Origin of the sequence: Thiohalophilus sp. (assembly GCF_031581315.1) — a bacterium.
In the GTDB taxonomy this organism is placed as follows: domain Bacteria; phylum Pseudomonadota; class Gammaproteobacteria; order UBA6429; family Thiohalophilaceae; genus Thiohalophilus.
On the sequence record NZ_JAVLAZ010000170.1, the window covers coordinates 1 to 2,251 of the forward strand.

Here is a 2,251-nt window from a genome sequence, read left to right on the forward strand (position 1 = left end):
ATCGGCGACGGTTGTGCCTCGTTTCCCGAGTCGCGGCTGAAAGCCCCTCCTACGGGTTCGTTTCAAGCTCCTGTTCGATCATGGTCAAAGCCTGCATGGGATCTTCGGCCTGGGTGATGGGTCGGCCGATGACAAGGTAGTTGCTGCCGGCGCCGATGGCCTCGGCCGGTGTCATGATCCGGGTCTGATCGCCGCTGGCGCTGCCGGCGGGCCGGATGCCGGGGGTAACGAGCTGGAAATTTTCCGGCAACTTCTGGCGCAGGCTGCTGACTTCCCTTGGGGAGCAGACGACACCATCCAGTCCACTATTGGCTGCCAGCGTCGCCAGTTTTTCGACATTAGCCATGGGCTCCCCGGACAATCCGACTTCCTGGAGATCCTCCGCCCCCATGCTGGTCAGGATCGTGACGCCGATTAATAAAGGCTTGCTGGAGGATTGGGCCACGGCATCGCGGGCGGCGGTCATCATTTTTGAGCCGCCCAGGGTATGCACGTTGAGCATCCACACGCCGAGTTCGGCCGCTGCGGCGCAGGCTTTAGCCACGGTATTGGGGATATCGTGGAACTTGAGATCGAGAAACACCTCGAAGTCGCGCGCGACCAGCTCGCGTACCAGTTGCGGGCCTTCGGCGGTGAACAGTTCCTTGCCCACTTTCAGTCGACAACGCTCTGGCGAGACGTTATCGGCAAAGGCCAGGGCATCGCGGGCATTGGCATAATCGAGGGCAACGATAACCGGTGATGAACAACTCACCTTACTCTCCTTCTACACCGTGAATCGGTTTGATGGTGTTCCAGTGCTTGCAGCTGGGACATTGCCAGTGCAGGGACTTGCCACTGAAACCGCAATGGACGCAGTTATACACAGACTTGTTGGTCAGGATCTGGTCGGTGACTTCCTTGAGGACATGCAATTTATCGCGAACCGAGTCGCTGGCCTGTCCCATGTTTAGCTCGATCAGCCGATCCATGCCACGTACCGAAGGCCGTTGTTTGAGAAAGCGGGTAATGAACTCCGTTGACGCCAGTTCTCCGTCGCGCTCTTCAATCAGATCGGCCAGCACCAGCATGGTGGAGATACCCGAGTATTTATCCAGCAGCGTTGTGAAATAGTCGATGGCTTCGTCCTTGCGCTGCAGTGCCTTGTAACATTCGAGCATCGGCTGGATGACTTCGGAGAGATACTCGGGATCCTGCTGTTCGATACGTTGATAAGCCTTGAGTGCGGCCTTGTAATTGCCGGCACTGCGCTCGATGTCCCCTTCCATCATACTGGCCCGCACGCAGTTACGATCCTCACCCATGGCGCGGCGCAACAATTTCAGCGCCCGTGATGGTTCGCCCTGACGCAGCGCCTGTTCCGCCTGTTCGCAATAGAACTGGGCCACCATGAAAGACAGATCCGTGTTGGCGCATTGTTCCAGTCGATGGGCCGCCCGGATGGCATCGTCCCAGTCCTTTTCCTGCTGATAGATATCCACCAGATGTCGCAGGGCCGCCTGGGAATGGGGGGCGCTGTCGACCAGCTCACCGAACAGGGACTCGGCCCGATCCAGCAATCCGGCGCGCATGTAATCCTGGCCCAGTTCGAACAGGGCCAGGGCCCGTTGCGATTTGTTGAGTGTGGGTCGGGCGATCAGGTTTTGATGAATACGAATGGCGCGGTCCACTTCACCCCGCCGACGGAACAGGCTGCCCAGAGCCAGATGCGTTTCCACGGTCTCGCTGTTGACATCCAGCATCTGAATGAACAGGTCGATCGCCTTATCCTGTTGTTCATTCAGGATGTAATTGAGGCCCTTGATATATTCACTGGGCATTTCCAGGCAACCGTCATCGCGGCGGCGCATGGAGGTGCCGCGACGACCCAGCAACCAGCCGGATAGCGCCGCCACAGGCAACAGCAGAAAGAGGATCTCAATACCCATCAATGATCGTCGCGTAGCGGCAGCGAGCGCAGGTTATTAATCTCTTTTTCCGCCGTATCCGCCGCCTTGCGCAGGCGATGGATCTCCCGTTTCTGACGCAGGATGGCGCCGGCACTGGCCAGCACCCCGAGAATCGCACCCAGGATCATCGCCACCAGCATGGATAAAGAAAGCGGGATCGAAAGGCTGTCGAAATAATAGTTAAATTGCACCGGTTCAGCGTTGAGCACGGCAAACACCAGGCCGGTGATGACCAGCAGCACGATCACGGCAATATAAATGATCTTGAGCATCTTTTATCCTCATTCATCCCGGTTCTGAGT

The 2,251-nt window shown here is 57.7% G+C and carries 3 protein-coding genes; all 3 read right to left on the bottom strand.

Annotation, left to right across the window (positions count from 1 at the left end):
• Nucleotides 1-49 precede the first annotated feature (49 nt).
• Genes pyrF through RI563_RS13255 form a run of 3 tightly spaced genes read right to left on the bottom strand, consistent with a single transcriptional unit; the run spans nucleotide 50 to nucleotide 2,221 of the window.
• Entirely contained in the window at nucleotides 50-754 is a 705-nt protein-coding gene (gene pyrF / locus RI563_RS13245) for an orotidine-5'-phosphate decarboxylase (RefSeq protein WP_310694853.1), read from the bottom strand.
• Nucleotide 755: 1 nt separating this feature from the next.
• Nucleotides 756-1,928: a lipopolysaccharide assembly protein LapB gene (gene lapB, locus RI563_RS13250; RefSeq protein ID WP_310694854.1), complete on the bottom strand. Its 1,173-nt coding sequence runs from the start codon at nucleotides 1,926-1,928 to the stop codon at nucleotides 756-758.
• Complete coding sequence (locus tag RI563_RS13255) at nucleotides 1,928-2,221, bottom strand: LapA family protein (protein ID WP_310694855.1); 294 nt, start codon at nucleotides 2,219-2,221, stop codon at nucleotides 1,928-1,930. Before RI563_RS13255 ends, lapB begins: the two co-directional genes overlap by 1 nt.
• Between the last annotated feature and the right edge of the window lie 30 nt (nucleotides 2,222-2,251).